Here is an 18,238-nt window from a genome sequence, read left to right as displayed (position 1 = left end):
TAAACCGATGCGCACCGAAGAAGACCTGATAGGAAAAAAAGAGATTGCCGACCATCATCTTTACGGCATTCATTCTTTGCGAGCCAAAGAAAATTTTGACAATACCAGCCCCTTTCCCATAGAATGGTATAAGGCCATAGGTCAGGTCAAGCTGGCCTATTATAACACCTATCAAAAGTTTCGCGCAACAGCCCAAGAGAAAGGTCTTGCCCCGCCCAAAGGGCATCACTGGATGTCGCAAACCGTGTTGGATGCTTTGGCAGCATCGGCTGAGGAAGTATCTCAAGGCCAACATTTCGATCATTTTATTGTTCCGGCCATTCAGGGCGGTGCGGGCACCAGCATCAACATGAATGTCAATGAAATAATTGCCAACCGGTCTTTGCTCCGGATAGGACACCAAACAGGCGAATATCATCATATTGACCCACTGGATCATGCCAACATTTACCAATCGACCAATGATGTGATCCCCACGGCACTGCATATTGCTTTAATCCGGCAGGCAGAGGTCTTAAGCGAAGCCATTAATACCGCCAGAGGGTTTATGGAGACTCTGGAAAAGAGATACGGTACTGAGATGCGCCAGGCCTATACGCAAATGCAGCAGGCGGTCCCCTCCACCTACGGTCACCTTTTCGGCAGTTACAACAACGCATTATCGCGCGACTGGTGGCGCATTACCCGCATCAGGGAGCGTCTCAAAGAGATCAACATCGGTGGTGGAGCGGCAGGAACAGGCATGGGTATTCCCCGTTTCTTTATTCATCAGGTTCCCGTAGCGCTGCGTGAAATCACAGGTTTGCCATTATCGGTTGCAGAAAACAGGTCCGATGCCACCATGAACAACGACGATTTGGTGGAAGCTCATGCCATTTTAAAAGCTCTGGCCGTCAACCTGGAAAAAATTGCCGGGGATCTCAGACTATTGGGCTCCGATCTATACATTCATCAGTCGGTTAATCTCCCCCAAAGACAGATGGGTAGTTCAATAATGCCGGGCAAAGTCAACCCTGTCATCCCGGAATTTATCATCTCAATCAGCCACAAGGTTTACGCCAACGATCAACTGATCGCATCCTTATCGGCACAGGGATGCCTGGACCTCAATGCTTACTTGCCGGCCATAGGTGCTGCCTTTATGGAAAGCTTTCAGTTGTTACATTCAGGATGTATTCGTTTGGGAGATAAAATGCTACAAGGACTAACAGTAGATTCCGGGCCAGAAAAAGAGGAGATCTTCAAAAATCCTTCCATCACCACAGTTCTGGTTCCTTATATAGGGCATCAAAAAGCAGCATTGCTGGCACAACACATGAAAGAATCCAACGGTTCTGTTTTTGAAAGCAATAACAAACTGAAAATCATATTGCCCGAAGATCTTCGACAAATATTGAGCCCCTCCTCATTGACAACGTTGGGATTCAGCCTGAAAAATATTGATTGAGAGGAATAAGCAGTTAATCCAACGACACATTATAATTTACCTGAAGTGGAATTGCAGATGCCTTAACATAATAGATATCAAAAGAACCGTTTCCTTCTCCCAATAACCACTTTTTCAATGAAGAATAATCTCTTACGGCCGGCATCTCTCGCTTCAAATTGGAAACGAAAAACAGCCATTGTCCATTTCCCGAAAAGGCAGGACACCATTCGTAGGCACTGGAATTAATTTGTTCACTCAATTTTTGGGCGGGTCTCCACTCCCCATTTTGAAGTAATGAGACATACAGGTCTGCCGAGCTGTTTTCCTCTTCTCTTGAGGAGCTAAAGACCAATGTTTTTCCATCCGGAGAAATGGCCGGAGTTCGCTCAATAGCGTCGGTATTAACCGAAGGTCCTAATTTTCTGATCTCGCTCCAGGATCCATCGGTCTCCTTTTCCACCCAATAAATATCAAGGGCGGAAGGATCAAACGTAAGACTTTGCTTCTCATAATCGGCGCTAAAAAAAATATTACCTGCCATGTCTACCGACACAGACACCTCGTTGCCGGTATTTGAGCTAAACGCTATTAGTTCAGGGTTACCCCATCTTCCATCTGGATTCCGGGGGCACCTCCAGATGTTAAAGTCCGGCAACTCATCCGAATCATTTACCGGCCGGTCCGACACAAAATACAAATACCGGTTGTCGGGTGATACAAAAGGGCTCAAATCGGTATATTTTCCCGAAAATGGAGCCACTTCGGGGAAAGTCCAAAAACCATCCTCAAAGCGAATCCCCACAATCACCGATTGGCGTGGTCCACTCTTAATACAATAATAGAATTCATCCCCGGAAGGGCTCAGGGTTGCATAAACCTCATCCATGCCTGTGGAGATCAGGGAAGGCGCCATCATAAAAGCACGATCCTCTGCGGATGTGGAAAAGAAAAAATCGGAAGGAGATGCTTCGTAGGTCTGCCCCTTAACTGACAACCAGCAACATACCCACAACAAAATTAAACCTATCTTGATATTCATAAATAAAAATTCACCATGCCGTCGTTTACCCGACGATATTCTGAGTAAAAGAAAAAATCAGTTAGGGCGACCTCGGGTACTGCGAATGTTACGATTAAAGCGATGGCAGGTTACACCACTTCTTATCTTTCGTGGGAATCATTATCGCAGGGGCTCTCGCTGCCGGAACCTTAATGCAAGATTCTCAACTCAAAAGACACCCACGTAAGCAATGCAAAAAAATGCCAAGCACACGAATTTGCCATCCTGTGGTATTTTTAATTATTTTACCGAAAAAAATGAGCAGAGACAGGCAACCGTATATAGGGATTTACGGGCGACGCAACAACGGGAAAAGCACCATCATCAATCGGCTTTCGGGTCAGGACATTGCCATCGTCTCGGACACGGCCGGGACCACCACCGATCCGGTAAAAAAATCTTTTGAGATCACGGGGTTCGGCCCGGTAGTTCTGGTTGACACGGCCGGTGTGGATGACATAGGCTCGCTGGGATCGAAGCGCGTATCCAAAACGCTTCAATCCATTGCCCTTATCGATTTGGGCATCCTGGTGATAACCGACAACCAATACGGCCTGCCTGAGGAGTCTCTGCTCCGTGAATTCAAAGAAAAAGAAATTCCATTCCTCGTTATACACAACAAAGAAGACCTCCACAAAGCAAAAACAAACACAGAGAGACAATACAAGGAAGGAGGCGCCAAATACTTTTTACGGCTGTCACCCGATCAGTCTATGGAACCTGTCGTAGAAGCCATCCGTCAGTCAATTCCAGAGTCGGCATATAGATCGCCCACGATAGTTGGCGACCTGATACATCACGGAGACATTGTTTTGCTCATCACCCCCATCGATTTGGAAGCACCTGCCGGACGCCTGATATTGCCTCAGGTGCAAACCATCCGGGACATTCTGGACAATGATGCTGTATGTATCGTACTAAAAGAAAGGGAAGTGGATGCGTTTCTGTTGCGGACGGGGCTAAAGCCGGCACTGGCCATAACCGATTCACAGGTATTCCCAAAGGCGGATGCATCGATTCCGGCAGAAATTCCTCTGACAAGTTTCAGTATTCTTCTGGCCCGGTTAAAAGGAGATTTTGAGTATTATTTACAAGGGACCCCTGCCATATCGGCGCTCAGAGACGGAGACCGGGTTCTGATGCTGGAAACCTGCTCCCATCATGTTTCCTGCGATGATATCGGCCGGGTAAAAATCCCCAGATGGATCAGAAACCATACGGGAAAGGATCTCACTTTTGATGTAGTGGCAGGTTTAGACAATATACAGAGAGATGTTACCGATTATGCTTTGGCCATCCAGTGCGGCGGATGTATGGTCACCCGACGACAACTACACAATCGACTTCAGCCGTTCATCAAAGCCGGCATTCCTGTCACCAACTACGGGATGGCCATTGCCTGGGTGCATGGGATATATAAAAGGGCCGTAGCCCCCTTCACTCTCATGCACCAAGCACCGGACAATGAAATAATATGATATGGTAGAAGGATGTTTTAAGATTCAACAGAAGCTGTTTGACCAATGGAACTTTTCACAATTCCTCTCTTAGATTGCTTAATAAAAGAGATGATCTGTCCCATTTCGGGTGTGGGATCCAGGTAAGACTGAATATATTCCACCGCTTGTGAGATGTTACGTCCCTGCTGATAGATAGCTCTGTAAATTTCATGGATATTGTCGATTTGTTGACGAGAAAAGCCACGACGCTTCAGTCCGACAATGTTGATTCCCATATATGCAACAGGCAATCCAAAAACTTTAGTAAACGGAGCCACATCGGAGAGCACACCGCTCATTCCCGACACCATGGCATGGGCTCCGATCCGGCAAAACTGGTGGACGGCACTCATTCCGCCAATGACCACCCAATCTTCCAGCACCACTTCTCCTGCCAGCTGCACACTATTGGATACCACGCAATGATTACCAACGCTCACGTCATGGCCCAAATGGGAATAAGCCATCAACAAGGTGTCATTGCCAACACTGGTCACGCCTCTGGCGGCAGTTCCCCTGTTTATGGTAACATATTCGCGAACCGTTGTACGATCTCCTATTTCTACAGTAGAATATTCACCATTAAATTTAAGATCCTGAGGTTGAGCAGAAATAACAGCACCCGGAAAAATCTTGCAATCCTTACCAATACGCGCCCCGGGGAAAATCACTGCATTGGCCCCGATCCAGGTTCCATCCTCAATGACTACATCTTTATCAATCTTGGCAAAAGCCTCAACAGTAACATTATTCCCAATTTTTGCATCAGGATGAATTTCTGCTTTGGTCGAAATGAGTTGTTTCATTTTCACTGGTCTATCAGTTAAAAAATCAGAAAGTGTTTTTCAACAAACAGCTTTCTGTTATCAAACGATTAACAATTTTTCAAATTTACCTTAAGACTAAGACAAACCAACAAACCAATACACGTACAAAAAATTTAAAAAAAACATTGATTGACATTCTCAAGAACTCACTATCCCCTGATATTCTATCCTATAAGCCATCTTTCGGGACCATTTTTTTGGGCAAAAAAAAGCCGGTTTATCAACAAACCGGCCATATCTAGTTAACCTTAAATATAAATTCCTAACATATTATTTTGTGGAGAGATATTCATGTACATGAAGTGCCGCATCTCTTCCTTTACTGATTGCCGTGACAACAAGGCTTGCACCATTTGCGGCATCACCGGTGGCGAAGACACCATCCTGAGTAGTGGCAAAGTTATCAAGAATTTTAACATTCCCACGTTGATCGAGCCCTAATTGCAGTTCCTCGACCAATCCTTTATGTATGGGATGCACAAATCCCATGGAAAGAAAAGCCAAATCGACCTCGATGGTTCGCAACGTCTCTTCCCTTTCATGCATCACCCATCGTCCGTCATCTCTGGTCCATTCCACCTCAACTACTTCAATGGCTTTAAGATGTCCTTTTTCACCGATGAATCGGCGGGTGGATAGGCTCCACATCCGTTCACACCCTTCTTGATGTGAGGTGGATACTTTAAGGACATTGGGCCAGTATGGCCATGGATTATCAGCGGTTCGTGATTCGGGAGGCTTGGGGAGGATCTCAATCTGCGTGACCTTGGCCGCTTTTTGCCGGTTGGCCGTCCCCACACAATCACTACCAGTATCACCGCCACCGATCACAATAACTTTCTTCCCCTTGGCATTGATTCGCTCTTCGGGAGAGAAAGTTACGCCTCGATTAACTTTATTTTGCTGTTTGAGATACTCCATGGCAAAATAAACCCCTTTAAGATCTCGTCCTTCCACATTCAGATCACGCGGTTGCATAGCACCGATGGCCAGAACTACGGCATCAAATTCCTTCAAAAGCTCTGTTCCCTTAATATCCTCACCGACGCAGGTGTTGGTTCTAAATTCGATGCCTTCGGCTTTAAAAATCCGAATTCGTCGGTCGATAACCTTTTTGTTGAGTTTAAAATCGGGTATTCCGTATCGTAACAGGCCTCCTACGGCATCATCTCTTTCAAAGACGGTAACATTATGTCCTCTTTGATTTAATTGGTCGGCGACAGACAAGCCCGAAGGTCCTGAGCCGATGACAGCCACTCTTTTACCGGTTCTTTTCTTTGGGGGTCGTGGCTGAATCAACCCAAGTTTAAATGCTTTTTCGACAGTAGAAGCTTCATTTTCCCGGATGGTTACCGACTCATCATGGATGGCCAACACACAGGATTTTTCGCAGGGAGCGGGACAAACCCGTCCGGTGAATTCCGGAAAGCTGTTAGTAGAGTGTAATATTTCACTGGCCAGTTTGTAGTCGCCCCGATAAAGCGCATCCTGCCATTCGGGAATTTTGCTTCCCACCGGACATGCCCAATGGCAAAAGGGGATTCCGCAATCCATACATCGAGAAGCTTGTAAACGGCGATCTTCATCATTTAACGTCTGTTCCACTTCTCCAAAATCATCCACTCGCTCCTCCACCGGACGATGTCCGCTCACTTTTCGTTGAACTTCTATAAAACCTCTTGGATTTCCCATAGCTAATATATCTTTATCATATCTTTCTACTGACGGTGTTGCCGATCAAAGAAAGATTAAAATTCATAATTCGGTTATTCTCTCAGATGGGGTGCATCTTCGGTCTCCCTCAATTTTTTCTCAAGTTCTTCCAATTTCTTTTGTTCCATAACTTTTTTGTACTCAAAAGGAATCACTTTCACAAAGCGAGGGAGGTATTTCTCCCAGTTGACCAGAACTTTTCTGGCTTTGGAACTATTGGTATGCAGCAAATGTTTGTGGAGCAGGAATTGCAGTTCCTGCACATCATCAAAGTCTTGCACAGGCATCAAATCGACCAGTCCTTTGTTACAGTAAAAGTCGAAATCTCCCTTCTCATCCAGCACATAAGCGATGCCGCCACTCATCCCTGCGGCAAAATTACGTCCGGTGGGGCCAATCACCACGACACGCCCTCCGGTCATATATTCGCAACAGTGGTCACCGGTTCCCTCAACAACGGCATTGGCCCCGGAATTACGCACGGCAAAACGTTCGCCGGCCATTCCTCGCACATATAGATGACCACTGGTAGCCCCATAGAGCACCGTATTTCCGATAATAATATTCTCTTCCGGCTTAAATTTATGTCCGGTAGGTGGCACTACCACAATTTTACCCCCTGAAAGACCTTTTCCCAGATAATCGTTAGCATCGCCCTCCAGTCGGAGGCTGACCCCATTGACCAGAAATGCCCCAAAGCTCTGTCCTGCAGACCCCGTAAAAGAACAATTAATGGTATTTTTGGGCAAACCTTCTTCTCCATAGCTTTTGGATACTTCTCCGGACAGCATGGCGCCCACGGCCCTGTCCACATTGTTGATGGGATAAGCCATCCATACTCTGGAACCATTTTGCAAAGCCGGTCGCGCCTCCTGGATCAATTTTCGATCAAGCACATCATCAATCTTGTGGTCTTGTTCCATGGTTTGATGCAACGGATATTTATGTCCTTCTTCCGGAAAATGTAACAAAGAAGACAAATCTACGCCGGCGGTTTTCCAGCTATTCACTTCCGGATCTTGCTCAAGGAGATCACTACGACCAATGATTTCATCGAGTGATTGATACCCCATTTCGGCCAATATCTCTCTTACCTCAGAGGCAATGAAAGTAAAGAAATTGATAAGGTTTTTGTACTTTCCAATAAACCGTTTCCTCAGACCTTCATCCTGTGTAGCGATCCCTGCGGGACAAGTGTTTAGATGACATTTACGCATCATCACGCATCCAAGCACGATAAGGCTTGAAGTGGCGAATCCAAATTCTTCGGCACCCAACAGTGCCATTTTTACGACATCATAACCGGTTTTTAATTGTCCGTCGGTTTGCAGTTTTACCCTCCCCCTCAAATTGTTAAGGACGAGTGTTTGCTGCGTTTCGGCCAACCCCAGTTCGACGGGCAGTCCGGCATATTTAATGGAACTGGTAGGACTGGCACCTGTTCCGCCTTCGGTACCACTGATAACAATCAGATCGGCATGCGCCTTTGCCACCCCTGCGGCGACTGTACCCACTCCGGTTTCAGACACCAGCTTGACGCTGACTTTAGCTTTTGGATTGGCATTTTTCAAATCGAAAATCAACTGGGCCAGATCTTCGATGGAATAAATATCATGGTGGGGCGGTGGAGAAATCAGCGTAATCCCCGGCGTGGAATGCCTCAGCTTGGCAATAACCTTGTCCACTTTATAACCGGGCAACTGTCCTCCCTCACCGGGTTTAGCGCCCTGAGCAATTTTTATCTGCAGCTCATCGGCATTCACCAAATAATTATTGGTAACCCCAAAACGACCACTCGCCACCTGTTTGATGGCGCTTCTGGCAGACGATTTAAATCGAGTGGCATCTTCCCCTCCTTCACCGGTATTGCTGCGCCCACCTATTTGATTCATGGCCATAGCCAGTGCTTCATGGGCTTCTTTGGAAATAGAGCCGTAACTCATGGCCCCGGTCACGAATCTTTTCATGATCGATTCTACCGGTTCGACCTCATCAATACTAATAGGGTTGGCGGCGGTTTTAAATTTCAAAAACCCCCTTAAAAACAGAGGTTTCTTATTATCCTTTTCAACCTGTCTGGAATATTGTTTATATTTCTCGTAATCGTTTTGTGCGGTAGCCCATTGAAGAAGACCAATGGTTTCCGGATTCCAGGCATGCTTTTCACCATTTTTTCGGTAAGCATAAACACCGGCTGTATCATAAGGTCCTTTTGGCAACAATTCATCAAACGCTTTTTGATGGAAAGCCAGCGCCTCTTTTGCGATCTCATCAAACCCGATTCCTCCAATTTTGGAAGCTGTTCCTGTAAAACATTTATCAATCACCTCTTGAGAGATCCCGATCGCTTCAAAAATTTGAGCTCCGTGATAGCTTCGAAGGGTTGAAATCCCCATCTTAGACAACACTTTCAAGAGTCCTTTGTTAACCGCCTTGATATATTTTTCTCTTGCTTCGCCATAGGTCTCCTTAATTTTTCCCTGCTCTACCAAATCGTTAATCGTTGCAAAACATACATATGGATTGATCACACTAGCTCCGTAACCCAGCAACAGGGCAAAATGCATCACCTCTCGTGCCTCCCCGGTCTCGAGGATCAGCCCCACCTGCATTCTTTTTTTGGCTTTAATAAGGTGATGGTGTACTGCAGCGGTTGCCAACAAAGAGGGGATCGCCGCATTTTCAATACTCACCTCTCTGTCACTCAAAATAATATAGTTATTACCTTCATCCACGGCTTTTTCGGCCTGAGCACAAATTTGATCCAAAGCTTTTTCCAGTCCTTTACCGCCTTCCGATGCCCTAAAAACCATAGGAATGGTAACATGGGTAAATTCTTCTCGGCGATAGTCTTTAATTTTCCCCAGGTCGGTATTGGTGATAATAGGACTTGCAAATTTGATAGACCTGCAATGTCCCGGATTTTCAATCAATAAATTTTTAGAGACAGACCCAATATAGTTGGTCAATGCCATGACCAATCCCTCCCGAATAGGGTCGATGGGAGGATTTGTGACCTGGGCAAAATGCTGCCTGAAGTAGTTGAACAGACGCTGTGGCTTATCAGAAAAGATGGCCATAGGCGCATCATTTCCCATCGATCCCAGAGGCTCAACGCCATTTTGCGCCATAGGTGTAATAATCTTCTCAATATCCTCCTTATTATAGCCAAAAGCTTTCAGGTAGAGATCATATTTTTCACCTAAATGCGAGGGAACACGCTGTCGAACCTCAATATCTTTAAGGCTGATACGATTCTCTTTTAACCAATTCTCATAGGGATGACGATGAGACAATTGTGCTTTAATCTCTTCGTCAGGAATAATAATTCCCAGCCTTGTATCCACCAGCAGCAATTTTCCGGGTCTGAGGCGTCCTTTAGCCACAATTTTCTCGGCCGGAAAAGTTTGGACCCCCACTTCCGACCCCATCACAATAAGGTCATCATCGGTAATCACATAGCGTGATGGTCTCAAGCCATTTCGGTCGAGAGTTCCACCAATATACCGTCCATCTGAAAAGACGATGGATGCCGGGCCATCCCAGGGTTCCATAATGGTACTGTGGTATTCATAATAAGCTTTTAGGCTTGGCGGAATAGGGTTTTTATCGTTCCAAGATTCAGGGATTAACATCGTAAGTGCATGCGGCAGAGAACGTCCGGCCAGGAACAAAAATTCAAGCACATTATCGAGCGAGGCAGAATCGCTTTTACCCTTTTCTATAATGGGAAACAATTTTTTCAGATCGTCACCAAACATATCTGATTCAAGCAGTCCTTCTCTGGCCTGCATCCATAATCTGTTTCCTTTAATCGTATTTATTTCGCCATTATGGGCTAAAATCCGGAAAGGTTGAGCCAGATCCCAGGTCGGGAATGTGTTGGTACTGAAACGGGAATGCACCAATGCAATGGCACTGGCCATCCGTGGATCTTGCAGGTCAAGGAAATATTCACCCAACTGGGCAGGCGTAAGCATTCCTTTATAGATAAAGACCTTGGAAGAAAGACTTACAATATAAAAACAATCCTTGTCTTTAATATTTGAATTTCGAACCGCATTCTCAGTTACTTTTCTAAGCAAAAACAATTTTCTTTCCAGGGCATCCTGTTCTCCGAAGTTCCCGGTAACAAATACTTGTCGTATTAAAGGTTCGCTGGCTTTGGCAATTTCACCAATGGCTCCGGCGTCAACCGGCACATCACGATAACCAATGAGGGTAAGGCCTTCATCAATGATATTTTGATTCATCACATCCAGACAAGCCTTAGCACTTTCCGGATCTGAAGGCAGAAAAATTAAACCGGTACCGTAGCTTCCCTGAGCAGGCAGATCAAAATCTAATGTTTTAAAAAATTCATGGGGCACCTGCATGAGTATTCCGGCTCCGTCACCCGATTTATTATCGGCACTTTCGGCACCGCGGTGCGTCATATTCACCAAGACTTCCAACCCCTTATGGACGATCTCATTGGATGGTTTTCCTTTAATGTGCGCCACGAATCCAATTCCACAATTGTCATGTTCATTGGCCGGATCATACAAGCCTTGAACCTTCGGAAAACGTTGTTGCATAACAAAATACTTTTATATGGAGAAAACACTTTTATTGGCCACATCAAACCGGCCAACAACTTTTACACTATCACAAATTCGGCAGAAAAACTTATTATTTGAAGCAAAAGTAATATTTTAAATTACATTTATCAAATTCAGCATGACTTTATCTTATAATTTACTACTTCAGAAACTGTTTTTTTATTCCGAAAACATTTTTAAACTTCCAATGCGATCATTGCTCCAAATCGCATTTTATCATGGAAATTCTACTGCTTGTCGATAAATCCATTTTTAAAAGACTAAAACATGCTACATTTGTTAATGATTAAAGAGCTTAAACGGGGCATTACCCATACTTATCCTTACACCCAAAGGAGTCGGCCGGATCAAGATTATCAATTTAGTGAAAAACAAACGAATAACCATATATCGACGGTCACAATTCCAATTTTAAAAGGTTTACTTTTATTTCAAAAAACAGAAACAACATTAAAAACATCCAAGCTATGGAACCACATACCAACCCCAGCTATCCCAAAAATAATCACTCGTCGATTGGCATAGTATTGATCTTTATAGGAGCGGTCATTTTAGCCGGAAATTTAGGATGGATCCCTGCATCGCTGTGGAACATACTCTATTCGTGGCCATCCATATTTCTCATTGCAGCTGCTGTTAACCTAGGAAAACAAAAATTATTTCCCGCTATCATATTTTTTCTTATTTGGCTCGTAATAGTTTTGCCAGGTCTTTTCCCTGACATTGACATAGCTCAATACAAGATGTATTGGCCGCTTTTATTAATTCTTGCAGGCCTTTTATTTCTCAATATAGGGAAAAAACGGATGCAACTCTTTAAAAATAAGAAACGTCATCCCCAAACTACTGAGTTTCTGGAAGAGGTGGCGGTTTTTAGCGGCACGGTGCGAAGAATAGACTCTAAAAATTTTCGGGGAGGTGAAATAATTTCGATTTTCGGGGGAAATGAAATATACTTTAACCAATCGACGCTTTCACCCGAAGGCGCAGTCATACAAATGGTGAGTATTTTTGGCGGAACCAAACTGATCGTTCCTCGTGACTGGCGTGTGCACATTGAAGTCACCAGCGTTTTAGGGGGGTTTGCGGACAAAAGAGTGTTTGAGCCCAACGAAACTGAATCGCAATCCATGCCCATATTAACCATTAAAGGAGTGATCGTTTTTGGCGGTGGAGAACTAAGCAATTATTGATCGTCAGGTTTTACTTGTTAATTGTATTAATTCGAATGCCCTTCTTATTAGATCAATAAAACGATTGTATCAAGCTGACAACAGGCTGTTTAATATAAATTCAGGCGGCTTATTCATTCATCATATACCGGATCGAACAGAGCAATAAACCTTAATTAAAAACGCTATATTAAAGCAACATTTTGCGTTAAGTTGATCAAAAAAAATAACAACAAGCAATGTTACACCCGATACTGGCTCAGAAAAGAACCTTTATAGCCTACCTGCTAGGATGGTTCATTTTATTCATCATCCATGCCGGTTTTTTATTCAAGTACACAAACTTGACATCGGGCGTAGCCATTGCAGACTCTGCCATATACAACACGGTATTAATGATCCTGTCATTATCCCTATACTTTCCCTTCACCTATTCACCAAACAGTCCTTCTCAAATAAAATTAAAAAACCCCAATCTATTTCATTTCCTGCATCATGGGTTGATTGGTCTAATTACCTTGGTTCTCTGGTTGGGCTGTTCCTATTTTTTATCACGGCTCTTTCTAGGTAACACCCCCGATTATCTGTCATTTACCAACGCCAGCCTCCCATTGCGAGGAGCCATCGGCGCACTTTTATTGTCACTCCAGCTGTCGCTATACCACATCATCGGTTTCTTTAAACACATGGAAGAAAAAAACATCCGGGAAGAACAGTTAAAAAAAATGGTAAAAGAAGCCGAACTCAAGGCCTTAAAAGCACAGCTAAACCCCCATTTTCTTTTCAACAGTCTCAATTCCATCAGCTCACTCACCCTCACCGATCCTGCCGGCGCCAGACAGATGATAACGCAGTTATCCGATTTTTTGCGATACACCCTTCGCAATAACAATGAAGCGATGCTTCCCCTACGAGATGAAATAAAAAACATGCGTCGATATCTTGATATCGAAAAAGTAAGATTTGGGGACAGACTGAACTGTCACTTTGATATCTCAAAAGCATCTCTTGACATACATGTTCCGGCAATGCTGCTACAACCTGTGTTTGAAAATGCCATAAAACACGGTCTTCATGAAAGCATTGAACCGGTACTGATCAGCACCACATGCCATTTACAAAACAACCACCTGGAAATAACCGTCACCAATAACTTTGATCCGGATGGCACCCCTATAAAAGGAGAAGGAGTAGGACTTGACAACATTCGCAACAAACTATTTCTTTTCTACAACCGCAAAGATCTTCTATCGATAAAGAAAGAGAGCGATTGCTTTGAAGTCAAATTCCAATTACCCCAAAAAACAAATCATGTCTAAATCTAACTTTACCGCTCTTATTATAGATGATGAGCAACCTGCCCGAGCAGTCGTACGATCTTTTCTGTCCAAGCATCCTCATATATTGATAGCAGGGGAATGCAGCAATGGATTTGAAGCCCTTAAGTCGATTCAGGATCTAAAACCCGACCTTATATTTCTGGACATTCAAATGCCGAAAGTTTCAGGCCTGGAGTTACTTGAAGTACTGGATGATGTTCCAGTAGTCGTTTTCTCCACTGCTTTCGATCAATACGCGCTAAAAGCTTTCGAAATGAGCGCAGTAGACTATCTTCTGAAGCCTTATTCTCAAACTCGCTTCGACCAGGCCATGGAAAAAGCAATGGATAAGCTCAAAAAAGGAGAAAAAACCAATGCCGCCGAATTAATAAAAAAACATTCCTCCCAGTCCAACACGCCTCTACAACGGGTGGTTGTTAAAACAGGCAATAAGATGCACGTAATTCCCGTCCATAAAATCAGATATATTGAAGCCAGCGAAGATTATGTCATGATTTATGCCGAAAACTCAAGACATCTCAAGGCGCAAACAATGCGTTATTATGAGGAGCATCTCGATCCAATGCAATTTGTACGCATTCATCGATCCTATATTGTCAATATCAATTTCGTTGAACGACTGGAACCCTACGACAAGGACACTTATGTCGCTATAATGACTCAGGGACAACGCTTAAAAATCAGCCGTAACGGCTACAAAAAACTCAAAGAAACCCTCAACTTTTAATCTATTAGCACGGCTCCAATAACGCCATATTGGTTTATATTCTCAACCACACCATCTTCTTTCAACGCCAAATATCATAACTCACTATCCGTCACAAGCATTCCTTCTGTTTTCGATCAAAAAGATCGATTATTCTTCTATTTAGGTATTGCAGTTCCTATTTATTTTTTATTTTAGCGTCTTAAACAAAGACCTAATGTACCATTGGTTTTGAGATAAGCCCCCTCTACTAGGGATTGCCAGAACCCAACAAGCATATAAATAGTTTTTCAATTATTTAAATAAAATTACCAATATTTTTATATCTTGAACATCCAATTGAACAGACCAAAATCTTCGGTTTATCTAATCCTTATAAGGGTTAATGTACCCGGATAAACCTCTGCCATCTAATTTTAAAAAATGGATATGGTGAAAAAAATTGTTGACTTTTATGTCGCCGGATTTAAAACACTTCCGGCATGGGGGAGAGCACTTTGGGCGATCATATTGATCAAACTATTCATCATGTTTGTGGTACTCCGTCTATTCTTTTTCCCCAACCAGTTGCAGACCAATTTTCAAACGGACACCGAAAGAGCCGAACATGTAATTGAACATATAACCAATCCCACCTTAAACCGATGAAATACGAATGTCAATTCAGCAAACAATAGGAAGATCACAATAACAACATACCAATTCTAACGAGTCAAGGAGGCTCATAAATAAAAGAAACAATAACCATTAAACGCCTGAAACAATGCTGGAAAACATTGACTTTACACTGGTCAACTGGTCGCGCGGGCAGTTTGCACTCACGGCCATGTTCCACTGGATTTTTGTTCCGTTAACCTTGGGTATTTCGTACATCATGGCCTACATGGAAACCATGTATGTCAAAACAGGGGATCCTGAATGGAAAAGAATCACCAAATTCTGGATGAAACTGTTTGGAATTAACTTCGCCATTGGTGTTGCCACGGGTATTATCCTTGAATTTGAATTTGGCACCAACTGGAGTAACTATTCATGGTTTGTTGGTGATATTTTCGGTGCCCCTCTGGCCATAGAAGGGATCATGGCTTTTTTCCTGGAAAGCACTTTTATTGCGGTAATGTTTTTTGGATGGGACAAGGTGAGCAAACGCTTCCATCTTCTCTCCACTTGGTTGACTGCTTTGGGTGCTAGTCTGAGCGCCGTATGGATATTGGTTGCCAATGCCTGGATGCAAAATCCTGTTGGCACCTTTTTCAATCCGGAGACAGCGCGCAATGAAATGACCAATTTCTGGGATGTTTTTTTATCCGAAACAGCTGTTAATAAGTTTGTCCATACCATCACTTCCGGCTTTGTCTTGGCCGCCATATTTGTCATTGGGGTAAGCAGTTGGTTCCTTATTAAACATCGGGAGCAGCTGTTAGCGAAACGAAGCATTGTTATTTCATCGGTATTTGGTGTCATCAGTTCATTGGTGTTAATATGGTCGGGAGACAGCTCGGCCAAGGAGATTGTAAAGACTCAGCCCATGAAGCTGGCCGCCATGGAAGCACTGTATGAAGGACGCACCAATGCCCCTTTAGTTGCCTTCGGTATATTGAGTGGAAAAGAGACCCACAAAAACATCAATCCGGATAGTCAGGCTGATTTTTTATTTAAAATAGAAATTCCCTCCATGCTTTCCTGGCTGGCATATGGCAACAGTGAAAGTTATGTGGCAGGCATAAAAGATCTGATATTAGGGAATGAAGAACACGGTATTCTTTCATACAAGGAAAAGATTCAAAGAGGTTATGAAGCACAACAGGCGCTAATAGCATTGAAGGAGGCTCAGAAGAAAGCTCCCAATAGTCCTGAAGCGGAAGCCCTTAAAGCGAAATTCCGGGATCCTTCCTTTATCGAAAATAATGTCAGGTATTTTGGATACGGAAATTTCTATGATCCCGATCCGGAGATTTTGAAAAAAAATGCGTTTAAGATGGTCCCCCCCATCTCCATGACCTTTTATTCCTTTCATATCATGGTAATCTTGGGAGGATATTTTCTTCTTCTATTCATCGTATTCCTATATCTGGTCATGAAAGATCAATTGCATAACAAGAAATGGTTGTTATGGGCAGGAGTATGGACCATCCCATTGGCTTATATCGCCTCTCAGGCAGGATGGATTGTTGCCGAAGTGGGCCGTCAGCCGTGGGTAATACAGGATTTGATGCCTACGATGAAAGCCGTAACTCAAATAGATGTTGGCTCAGTAATGACCACATTCATTTTGTTTGCCATCACCTTTGTAGGCCTTTTTATCGCAGAAATCAGAATCATGATTAAACAAATTAAAGTTGGACCACAAAAGAAGGAGGAACTTAACAATGTTTGAATCACTATCACATCTGGCACTTCAACAATATTGGTGGGTAATCATATCGGTACTGGGCGGTGCACTGGTATTTCTGATGTTTGTTCAGGGCGGACAAACACTGATATATCAGATAGGCAAGACCCATGAAGAACGCACCATTCTCATCAATGCTTTAGGGCGAAAATGGGAATTTACCTTCACCACGCTGGTGACCTTTGGGGGAGCGTTTTTTGCCTCATTTCCGCTGTTTTACAGCACCAGCTTTGGCGGCGCCTACTGGGCCTGGATGATCCTCCTGTTTGCCTTTATTCTTCAAGCGGTATCCTATGAATTTAGATCCCGCAAGGGGAATGTTTTTGGCGCCCGGACCTATGAAACCTTTCTTTTCATCAACGGGTTGCTTGGCACCTTTCTTTTAGGGGTGGTAGTAGCGACCTTCTTCACAGGTTCACCTTTTTCTTTAACCCCCATGAATGTCACGCATTGGCATTCCCCGCTACGAGGTCTTGAACTATTATTCAACCTACACAATCTATCACTTGGAGTAGCCCTCTTTTTTCTTGCCCGAACGCTGGGGCTTCTCTATTTCCGGAATACGATAGACGATGCAAACATTGAAATCAGAATTCAAAAACAACTATGGTACAATGCCATACCTTTTTTGATTCTATTCCTGACTTTTGTTATAGGGCTCATGTTTCGCGATGGCTATGCAGTTAATCCGGAAAATGGAGAAATCTTTATGCAACCTCATAAATACTTTTTAAATCTGGTAGAAATGCCGGTCGTTCTCATTCTGTTTCTGGTAGCAGTAGGACTCGTTTTAACAGGGATTGGATTAACTATATTTAGAAATTCTTCCGGAGGAATTTGGTATACCGGACCGGGAACCTTCCTTGCCGTTGTATCCCTTTTCCTCATTGCCGGGTTCAACAACACAGCCTTTTATCCATCGAGTGTTGACCTGCAGAGTTCGCTTACCATTATGAAAGCATCCTCCAGCCATTTCACCCTGACAGTTATGAGTTATGTTTCCCTCATGGTTCCTTTTGTTGCTGCCTACATCTGGTTTACCTGGCGGGCTATCAACAAAAAGAAAATCAGCAAAGAAGAGTTATCATCAGGGGAAGCTCACTTTTATTAGAAGATTCATGCTTGTCACAGTTCGGATCAAGGCCAATAAGCCTTGATCCGAACGGGGCAAGCAATCAGCACCTTATGAATGATCATTGGAAAATAATTGCTACGCAAAATCAACCGATCACCAATTCAATTGTTTATAATCTACAAAACCAATATTGATATGAGTTATTTTGGATCCATCCTCATGTATATGACCTGGCTGGCAACCATAGCAGTTGGCTATTTTGCATCGGAATTTGCCATCAAACAATTTGATAAGAGATGGAAAGAAAAGACCGAAGCAGAAGAAAGATCTTCCGGGCAATAAATCGTTGCCATAACCAAAAAAGGGGTCGATATTTCTTCGGCCCCTTTTTTTATTCTATTAAGAAAACCTCACTCCCCAAGAG

At 43.6% G+C, this 18,238-nt stretch carries 13 protein-coding genes; 9 read left to right on the top strand and 4 right to left on the bottom strand.

Translation table 11 applies throughout. The annotated features are described in order from the left end of the window. Positions 1-7 precede the first annotated feature (7 nt). The gene (locus tag ACT29H_RS09805) at positions 8-1,447 is read left to right on the top strand and encodes a lyase family protein (RefSeq protein ID WP_444821447.1); all 1,440 of its coding nucleotides are present in this window, start codon (positions 8-10) and stop codon (positions 1,445-1,447) included. Between the two features lie 13 nt (positions 1,448-1,460). Here the strand turns inward: ACT29H_RS09805 and ACT29H_RS09800 are convergent, their stop codons facing one another. Next, positions 1,461-2,468, bottom strand: coding sequence for a TolB family protein (locus ACT29H_RS09800; protein WP_444821446.1), 1,008 nt, complete (start codon positions 2,466-2,468; stop codon positions 1,461-1,463). A gap of 278 nt (positions 2,469-2,746) precedes the next feature. On the opposite strand from ACT29H_RS09800, the gene hydF reads away from it, so the two are divergent. Continuing rightward, positions 2,747-3,967, top strand: coding sequence for a [FeFe] hydrogenase H-cluster maturation GTPase HydF (gene hydF, locus ACT29H_RS09795; RefSeq protein ID WP_444821445.1), 1,221 nt, complete (start codon positions 2,747-2,749; stop codon positions 3,965-3,967). 17 nt (positions 3,968-3,984) lie between these two features. Here hydF and lpxA read toward each other — a convergent pair whose 3' ends face one another. From lpxA to gltB, 3 genes are all read right to left on the bottom strand, one after another. Continuing rightward, entirely contained in the window at positions 3,985-4,794 is an 810-nt protein-coding gene (gene lpxA, locus ACT29H_RS09790) for an acyl-ACP--UDP-N-acetylglucosamine O-acyltransferase (RefSeq protein WP_444821444.1), read from the bottom strand. A gap of 291 nt (positions 4,795-5,085) precedes the next feature. Then, entirely contained in the window at positions 5,086-6,507 is a 1,422-nt protein-coding gene (locus ACT29H_RS09785; RefSeq protein WP_444821443.1) for a glutamate synthase subunit beta, read from the bottom strand. A 74-nt stretch (positions 6,508-6,581) separates the two neighbouring features. Further along, complete coding sequence (gene gltB / locus ACT29H_RS09780) at positions 6,582-11,105, bottom strand: glutamate synthase large subunit (RefSeq protein WP_444821442.1); 4,524 nt, start codon at positions 11,103-11,105, stop codon at positions 6,582-6,584. Between the two features lie 491 nt (positions 11,106-11,596). On the opposite strand from gltB, the gene ACT29H_RS09775 reads away from it, so the two are divergent. The 7 genes from ACT29H_RS09775 to ACT29H_RS09745 all read left to right on the top strand — a co-directional run bounded on the left by ACT29H_RS09775 (position 11,597) and on the right by ACT29H_RS09745 (position 18,156). Further along, the gene (locus ACT29H_RS09775) at positions 11,597-12,322 is read left to right on the top strand and encodes a LiaF transmembrane domain-containing protein (RefSeq protein WP_444821441.1); all 726 of its coding nucleotides are present in this window, start codon (positions 11,597-11,599) and stop codon (positions 12,320-12,322) included. 218 nt (positions 12,323-12,540) lie between these two features. Then, positions 12,541-13,620: a sensor histidine kinase gene (locus ACT29H_RS09770; RefSeq protein ID WP_444821440.1), complete on the top strand. Its 1,080-nt coding sequence runs from the start codon at positions 12,541-12,543 to the stop codon at positions 13,618-13,620. After that, positions 13,613-14,368, top strand: a complete 756-nt coding sequence (locus ACT29H_RS09765) for a LytR/AlgR family response regulator transcription factor (RefSeq protein ID WP_444821439.1) — start codon at positions 13,613-13,615, stop codon at positions 14,366-14,368. Before ACT29H_RS09770 ends, ACT29H_RS09765 begins: the two co-directional genes overlap by 8 nt. 408 nt (positions 14,369-14,776) lie before the next feature. Continuing rightward, on the top strand, positions 14,777-14,995 hold the full coding sequence (locus ACT29H_RS09760; protein WP_444821438.1) for a DUF4492 domain-containing protein: 219 nt from the start codon (positions 14,777-14,779) through the stop codon (positions 14,993-14,995). A gap of 115 nt (positions 14,996-15,110) precedes the next feature. Beyond that, positions 15,111-16,724, top strand: a complete 1,614-nt coding sequence (locus ACT29H_RS09755) for a cytochrome ubiquinol oxidase subunit I (RefSeq protein ID WP_444821437.1) — start codon at positions 15,111-15,113, stop codon at positions 16,722-16,724. Beyond that, positions 16,717-17,850, top strand: coding sequence for a cytochrome d ubiquinol oxidase subunit II (gene cydB / locus ACT29H_RS09750; RefSeq protein WP_444821436.1), 1,134 nt, complete (start codon positions 16,717-16,719; stop codon positions 17,848-17,850). The genes ACT29H_RS09755 and cydB overlap by 8 nt, the downstream gene beginning before the upstream one ends. 159 nt (positions 17,851-18,009) lie before the next feature. Further along, complete coding sequence (locus ACT29H_RS09745; RefSeq protein ID WP_444821435.1) at positions 18,010-18,156, top strand: hypothetical protein; 147 nt, start codon at positions 18,010-18,012, stop codon at positions 18,154-18,156. The last annotated feature ends 82 nt before the right edge of the window (positions 18,157-18,238 follow it).

This window comes from Thermophagus sp. OGC60D27, assembly GCF_052400625.1.
Classification (GTDB): Bacteria; Bacteroidota; Bacteroidia; order Bacteroidales; family Marinilabiliaceae; genus Thermophagus.
This window is presented reverse-complemented; position numbering and strand designations above follow the sequence as displayed.